A 6,653-nucleotide genomic window follows, 5' to 3' on the forward strand; every position below is an offset into this window, starting at 1 on the left:
GAATTAGCTCACTCGGCAGCGGCCTCCCAAGCCTGGAACAGCGGGTCGTCTTCCAGCCGGCGCCCGGGCTCGTGACCGCCGACGTCCTCGGCGAGAACCCACTCGACGACCGTCGGCCGCTGCCCGGTCGTGACGAACTCGCGCACCGCGGCGAACACGACGTCCACCACTATTTCCTCGCCCTTGCTGCAGCCTTCGGGCTGGCCGCCACGCCAGTACTCCACCGAGGGGCCGGAGATCCGGGTTTCCGCCGGGACGAACTCCTGCTCGCCACCGGAATCGAACCAGCTCAGGGTGCCCCGATCCGCCCGGATGCCAGCGAGAAGGACCGGGCCACCGTCGCCGAGGTCGTGACGCCACACGGCCCAGCGAGTACCCGGGGTTCCGGGAGACCCGGGGTCGAGGTGACCGATCGTGTGCAGGAGCTCGTCGAAGTCGGGAATCTCCCGGGACTGGGTCAAGGTGATCGCGTTGTCCCGGCGGATCACTTCGAGCTCCGCGCTGCTGATGGTCACGGGCCACGCCTCCCAAACCTTCTCTCGTAGGGCTGATTGTCCTGGTAGGAGCCGTATACGGTCAACCGCATCGGCCCGCCCGGCGGGAACAGCCGGTCGAGCACCCGGGCACACACGTTGGGATGCCAGGGGAACTGCTCGGTGCCGCACGGGGTGTTGTTGATCGCGATCTCCACGTCGGTCACCGCGGACCGGTGCATCAGGGCCGCCACCTTGATCTCCGCGTGCCATCTGAGGAACTTGGCTTCTTCGTCGGTGTATCCGTGGCCGCGCAGAAGCTCGTAGGCCGCTCGCACCACCGGATCTCCGGCCGGGCCGCCGGACCGCACCGCCGGGAGCTTCCGCCCGTTCGAGCGCGGGACCGCGGTCGTCCGTCCCCGCGCTTCGGCGGAGTGGTCGACTCGCGGCGGCAGGTCATCGGCGATCCCGGCCGCCGCGGCCGGATAACGGTGTCCGTGCCCGTTCGTGTGTGTCGGGGAAGTCTTTCTAGGCGGGTCCCCGGCGCGCGCCCCGGCATCTCCCTAACCGCCCCGGACGATGTTGCCGGCTGTTTCGGTCAGAGCTTCGCGTGCTTCTCCGAGCTTTGCCGCGATTTCGGCCGTGAGGTGCTCGCTGATGGACTTGAGCCGGTGGATCACGCTTTCGTGACCGGTGCCGGCGACGAGGCTTTCGCACAGGGCGATTGTCTCGTCGAACTGCGCGGTCAGCGCCGCGGCGACGTCGTGCGGAATCCGGTCCGCCGCGGCGGTGAGCTGCCCCGCGAGCTCGTTGAGCGCGCTGTTCATGGTTCCCCCTCGGTGGCTTGGCTGCCGACTCCGAGTGTACGGACCGGCACGGACAGTTTCGGTCCCTCGATCCGGCGGCCGCCGCGTGCCGCTGTCCGCCACGCGGCACAATGAGGTCCATGGTCAGCGCATCCGCCGGTCCCGGCTCGGTCAGCCCGTCCCGCGAGGACTTCCGCGCCCTCGCCGAAAACCGCCGCGTGATCCCGGTCGTGCGCCGGGTCCTCGCCGACGGCGAGACGCCGATCGGGGTCTACCGCAAGCTCGCCGCCGACCGGCCGGGCACATTCCTCTTCGAATCCGCCGAAAACGGCGCCTCCTGGACGCGCTGGTCGTTCATCGGCGTCCGCAGCCCGGCCGCGCTCACCGTCCGCGACGGCGAAGCGGTCTGGACCGGCACGCCGCCGGTCGGCCTGCCTTCCGAAGGCAACCCGCTCGACGTCCTGCGCGAAACGATCGAAGCGTTGCACACCGAGCAGCTGCCCGGGTTGCCGCCGCTGACCGGCGGCATGGTCGGCTACGTCGGCTACGACGCCGTGCGCTGGCTGGAAAAGCTGCCGGAGCTGGCCGAGCGCGACCTCGACATCCCCGAGCTGACCATGCTCCTGGCCACCGACCTCGCGGCGTTCGACCACCACGAGGGCACGGTCACGCTCATCGCGAACGCCGTCAACTGGGACGACTCGCCCGAGCGCGTGGACGCGGCCTACGACGACGCCGTCGCGCGCCTGAGCGCGATGACCGAGCAGCTGCAGGTGCCCGCGCCGGCGACCGTCGCCGCGTTCGACCGGCCCGCGCCGGAGTTCGTGCGGAAGCGGTCCAAGGAAGACTTCCACGCCGCGGTCGAGAAGGCCGTCGAGGCGATCAAGGCCGGCGAAGCGTTCCAGATCGTGCCGTCGCAACGGTTCGAGATCCCGACCGCCGCCGACGCGCTCGACATCTACCGCGTGCTCCGGACGTCCAACCCCAGCCCGTACATGTACCTGCTGCGGCTCGACGGCTTCGACATCGTCGGGTCCAGCCCCGAGTCGCTGGTCACCGTGCGGGACGGCAAGGCGACCACGCACCCGATCGCGGGCACCCGCTGGCGCGGCGCCGACCCGGAGGAGGACGCGCAGCTGGCCAAGGACCTGCTGGCCGACGAGAAGGAGCGCGCCGAGCACCTGATGCTCGTCGACCTCGGCCGCAACGACCTCGGCAAGGTCTGCAAGCCGGGCACCGTGCGCGTCGTCGACTTCTTCCAGATCGAGCGCTACAGCCACGTCATGCACATCGTGTCGACCGTCACCGGCGAGCTGGCCGACGACAAGACGGCGTTCGACGCGGTCACGGCGTGCTTCCCGGCCGGGACGCTCTCGGGCGCGCCGAAGGTCCGCGCGATGGAGCTGATCGAGGAGCTGGAGCCGGTCCGCCGCGCGCTGTACGGCGGTGTGGTCGGCTACCTCGACTTCGCCGGTGACGCCGACACCGCGATCGCGATCCGCACCGCGCTGGTCAAGGACGGCATCGCGCACGTCCAGGCCGGCGGTGGCGTGGTCGCCGACTCGGTGCCGGACTACGAGGACACCGAGTCGCTGAACAAGGCCAGGACCGTGCTTTCGGCGGTCGCCGCCGCCCAGACGATGGTGGCGGCGGGCGCCCTCGACCCGGCCGCGGACTCCGCTCATGTCTGAGCCCGCGCCGAAGCAGGCACGGCGTCCACTGTGGATGATCGTCGTCGCGCTGCTGCTGGGCGCGCTGGCGCTGTGGGGCGCGTCCCGGCTGACGTGGTTCGCCGAGTTCCGCGACGGCGGCGTGCGCGGGACCGTCCTCTACCGCGAGACCGGTGAGCAGCGCGCGACCGCGCTCGTGCCGCTCGCCCTGCTCGCGCTGGCGGGTGTGGCCGGGGTGATCGCCACCGGCGGCTGGGCGCGGCGCGTGCTCGGCGTCGTGCTGGCGCTGGCCGGCGTCGCCGCGGTCTGGTCCGGCGTGGCCGGGGTCCGTTTCGGCGGTTACGCCGACGGCCTCCCTGTGACGCAGATGCTGCTCGGGCGCGGCCTGGCCGTGCTCGGGGGAATTCTCGTCGCGGCGGGCGGGTTGGCAGCGGTCAAGGGCGCGGGCAAAGCCGCGCGGCTCGGCGCGAAGTACGCGGCGCCGGCGACCCGGAAGAAGGTGCGTGATCCGGACGCCGAGCTGTGGGAAGCGCTGTCGGAGGGGGAGGACCCCACCGACGTCCGGGCCAGGCATTCGGAGTAACGCACGCACCCGGAACCGAGCGCTCCAGATGCGGGGGTTAGCATCGTTTCGGCGGGAAGGGGAAGGTTTTTGTGAGCGACCTTGCGAGTGAATCGGTGACCACGTGCCCGGGCGGGGGCGCCCGGTGAGCGTGCTCGAAGAGATCGTCGCCGGCGTGCGGGAAGACCTCGCCGTGCGGGAGTCCGCGCTGCCGTTCGACCAGCTGAAGATCCGCGCGGCCGCCGCGCAGCCGCCCCGCGACGTGATGTCCGCGCTGCGCGAGTCCGGCATCGGCGTCATCGCCGAGGTGAAGCGGCGCAGCCCGTCCAAGGGTGACCTGGCCGACATTCCCGACCCCGCGGCGCTGGCGAAGGACTACGAGGTCGGCGGCGCGCGGGTGATCAGCGTGCTGACCGAACAGCGCCGCTTCGGCGGTTCGCTGGCCGACCTCGACGCCGTCCGCGCCGCCGTGGACATCCCGGTGCTGCGCAAGGACTTCATCGTCAGCCCCTACCAGGTGCACGAGGCCCGCCTGCACGGCGCCGACATGGTGCTGCTGATCGTCGCCGCGCTGGAGCAGAACGCGCTCGCCGCGCTGCTCGACCGCGTCGAGTCCCTCGGCATGACCGCGCTGGTGGAGATCCACAACGCCGAGGAGGCCGACCGGGCCCTCGAGGCGGGCGCCAAGGTCATCGGCGTCAACGCGCGCAACCTGCACACCCTCGAGGTGGACCGCGACGTCTTCTCGCGGCTGGCCCCCGGCCTGCCGATGGACGTCTACAAGGTCGCCGAGTCCGGGGTCCGCGGGCCGGGCGACCTGATGTCCTACGCCGGGCACGGCGCCGACGCGGTGCTGGTCGGCGAAGGGCTCGTCGCCTCGGGTGACCCGAAGGGCGCCCTGGTCAAGCTCGTCACCGCCGGTTCGCACCCCGCCTGCCCGAGGCCGTCGCGGTGACCGCTGAGCACGGCGAGCACGACCCGGACGAGCGCGGTTACTACGGCCCGTACGGCGGCCGGTTCATGCCGGAGGCGCTGATCGGCGTCGTCGACGAGGTCGCGACCGAGTACGACAAGGCGCGCAACGACCCGGAGTTCCTGAACGAGTTCAACCGCCTGCTGCGGGAGTACGCGGGCCGCCCGTCGCTGCTGACCGAGGCCAAGCGCTTCGGCGAGCACGCCGGCGGCGCGCGCGTCTTCCTCAAACGGGAAGACCTGAACCACACCGGCTCGCACAAGATCAACAACGTGCTGGGCCAGGCGCTGCTCACCAAGCGGATGGGCAAGAAGCGCGTCATCGCCGAAACCGGCGCGGGCCAGCACGGCGTCGCGACGGCCACCGCGTGCGCGCTGCTCGACCTCGACTGCATCGTCTACATGGGCGAGGTCGACACCGAGCGCCAGGCGCTGAACGTGGCCCGCATGCGGCTGCTCGGCGCCCAGGTGATCCCGGTGAAGACGGGGTCGCGGACGCTGAAGGACGCGATCAACGAGGCGCTGCGCGACTGGGTCGCCAACGCCGACACCACGCACTACCTCTTCGGCACGGCCGCCGGCCCGGCGCCGTTCCCGGCGATGGTCCGTAACTTCCACCACGTCATCGGTGAGGAGGCGCGGGCGCAGATCCTCGAGCAGGCCGGCCGCCTGCCCGACGTCGTCGCGGCGTGCGTCGGCGGCGGGTCGAACGCGATCGGCATCTTTTCGGGCTTCTACGACGACCCGTCGGTGCGGCTGGTCGGCCTGGAGCCGGGCGGCGAGGGCATCGAGGGCAACCGTCACGGGGCGACGCTGACCAAGGGGTCCCCGGGCAACCTGCACGGCGCGATGACGTACCTGCTGCAGGACGAGGACGGTCAGACGGTCGAGTCGCACTCGATCTCGGCCGGGCTGGACTACCCGGGCGTCGGCCCGGAGCACGCGTGGCTCAAGGACACCGGCCGCGCCGAGTACCGGCCGGTCACCGACGCCGAGGCGATGGACGCGTTCATGCTGCTGTCCCGGACCGAAGGCATCATCCCGGCGATCGAGTCGGCGCACGCGCTGGCCGGCGCGCTGGTGCTGGGCCGCGAGCTGGGGCCGTCCGGGCTGATCGTGGTGAACCTCTCGGGCCGTGGCGACAAGGACATGGACACGGCGGCGAAGTGGTTCGGACTGGTGAACGAATGAGCGGGTTGGACGACCTCTTCGCGGCGACACGCGCGGAAGGCCGCGGCGCGCTGATCGGGTATCTCCCGGCCGGGTTCCCGACGGTCGCGGGGTCCAAGGACCTGATCGCGGCGTGCGTCGACGGCGGCGCGGACCTGATCGAGGTCGGCGTCCCGTACTCGGATCCGGTGATGGACGGCCCGACGATCCAGGCGGCGTCGGTGACGGCGCTGGACAACGGCTTCCGCCTCAAGCACCTGTTCGAGGTGGTCGAGTCGGTCTCGGCGCGTGGTGGCCGTGCGGTCGTGATGACGTACTGGAACCCGGTGCACCGCTACGGCGTCGACCGTTTCGCGCGTGACCTCGCTTCGGCGGGCGGGCTCGGCATGATCACGCCGGACCTGATCCCGGACGAAGCGGCCCCGTGGATGACGGCGTCCGACGAGCACGGCCTGGACCGGATCTTCCTGGTGGCGCCGTCGTCCTCGGAGGAGCGCATCGCCCGCACGGTGGACGCGGCCTCGGGCTTCATCTACGCAACGGCGGTGATGGGCGTGACGGGCGCGCGCGACCAGGTGGGCGTCCACGCGGAGGACCTGGTCCGCCGCACCCGAGCGCACACATCCCTGTCGATCGGCGTGGGGTTGGGCGTCCGGTCGGGCGACCAGGCGGCCGAGGTGGCGTCGTTCGCGGACGCGGTGATCGTGGGATCGGCGCTGGTGACGGCGGCGGCGGAGGGCCCTTCGGGCGTCCGGGCGCTGTCGGCGGAGCTGGCGGAGGGTGTGCGCCGGACGGTTGCCAAGGCTTGAGTCTTTGGTCTGTGGAGGCCTCCTCACCGGGTTTTGCCCGGGAGGAGGCCTTCACGGCTTTCCGGGCCTTGCCGCGCCGTCGCGAATGGGTCATTGGGGCAAGGCCGGGTAGTTAGGGCGGGGTGGGGCGTGTCAACGGGCTTGCCGCGGCGTCGGTGACGGTCACATCGATGGTGATCGTGAGGCAGGCG

7 protein-coding genes and 1 pseudogene are annotated in these 6,653 nt (G+C 71.4%); 5 read left to right on the forward strand and 3 right to left on the reverse strand.

Features of this window, described 5'->3' with window-relative positions; all coding sequences use genetic code 11:
- Window positions 1-8: 8 nt before the first annotated feature.
- The 3 genes and pseudogenes from ACZ63E_RS43190 to ACZ63E_RS43200 form a co-directional block, all read right to left on the reverse strand.
- On the reverse strand, window positions 9-515 hold the full coding sequence (locus tag ACZ63E_RS43190) for an Imm1 family immunity protein (RefSeq protein ID WP_465342117.1): 507 nt from the start codon (window positions 513-515) through the stop codon (window positions 9-11).
- Window positions 512-949 (reverse strand): annotated as a pseudogene (locus tag ACZ63E_RS43195) (DddA-like double-stranded DNA deaminase toxin); the annotation flags it as partial. The pseudogene ACZ63E_RS43195 and the gene ACZ63E_RS43190, both read right to left, overlap by 4 nt.
- An 87-nt stretch (window positions 950-1,036) precedes the next feature.
- Window positions 1,037-1,300, reverse strand: a complete 264-nt coding sequence (locus tag ACZ63E_RS43200) for a hypothetical protein (RefSeq protein ID WP_465342118.1) — start codon at window positions 1,298-1,300, stop codon at window positions 1,037-1,039.
- Between the two features lie 119 nt (window positions 1,301-1,419).
- On the opposite strand from ACZ63E_RS43200, the gene ACZ63E_RS43205 reads away from it, so the two are divergent.
- The 5 genes from ACZ63E_RS43205 (at window position 1,420) to trpA (ending at window position 6,462) form a co-directional block, all read left to right on the forward strand.
- On the forward strand, window positions 1,420-2,970 hold the full coding sequence (locus ACZ63E_RS43205) for an anthranilate synthase component I (protein ID WP_465342119.1): 1,551 nt from the start codon (window positions 1,420-1,422) through the stop codon (window positions 2,968-2,970).
- A 34-nt stretch (window positions 2,971-3,004) separates the two neighbouring features.
- A complete protein-coding gene (locus ACZ63E_RS43210) occupies window positions 3,005-3,532 on the forward strand; it encodes a Trp biosynthesis-associated membrane protein (RefSeq protein WP_465308280.1) in 528 nt (175 codons plus the stop codon).
- 124 nt (window positions 3,533-3,656) lie between these two features.
- The gene (gene trpC / locus ACZ63E_RS43215) at window positions 3,657-4,466 is read left to right on the forward strand and encodes an indole-3-glycerol phosphate synthase TrpC (protein ID WP_465342120.1); all 810 of its coding nucleotides are present in this window, start codon (window positions 3,657-3,659) and stop codon (window positions 4,464-4,466) included.
- Window positions 4,463-5,674 carry a tryptophan synthase subunit beta gene (gene trpB, locus ACZ63E_RS43220; RefSeq protein WP_465342121.1) on the forward strand — a complete coding sequence of 404 codons (1,212 nt, stop codon included), beginning with the start codon at window positions 4,463-4,465 and terminating at the stop codon, window positions 5,672-5,674. Before trpC ends, trpB begins: the two co-directional genes overlap by 4 nt.
- Entirely contained in the window at window positions 5,671-6,462 is a 792-nt protein-coding gene (gene trpA / locus ACZ63E_RS43225) for a tryptophan synthase subunit alpha (RefSeq protein ID WP_465342122.1), read from the forward strand. Before trpB ends, trpA begins: the two co-directional genes overlap by 4 nt.
- Window positions 6,463-6,653: the final 191 nt, after the last annotated feature.

The organism is Amycolatopsis sp. NPDC104819 (assembly GCF_055583145.1).

Bases quoted from the DNA above. Each gene is read 5' to 3' on its own strand.
- ACZ63E_RS43200 (WP_465342118.1), bottom strand. From the start codon at position 1,300: ATGAACAGCGCGCTCAACGAGCTCGCGGGGCAGCTCACCGCCGCGGCG.
- ACZ63E_RS43205 (WP_465342119.1), top strand. From the start codon at position 1,420: ATGGTCAGCGCATCCGCCGGTCCCGGCTCGGTCAGCCCGTCCCGCGAG.
- ACZ63E_RS43210 (WP_465308280.1), top strand. From the start codon at position 3,005: ATGATCGTCGTCGCGCTGCTGCTGGGCGCGCTGGCGCTGTGGGGCGCG.
- trpA (WP_465342122.1), top strand. From the start codon at position 5,671: ATGAGCGGGTTGGACGACCTCTTCGCGGCGACACGCGCGGAAGGCCGC.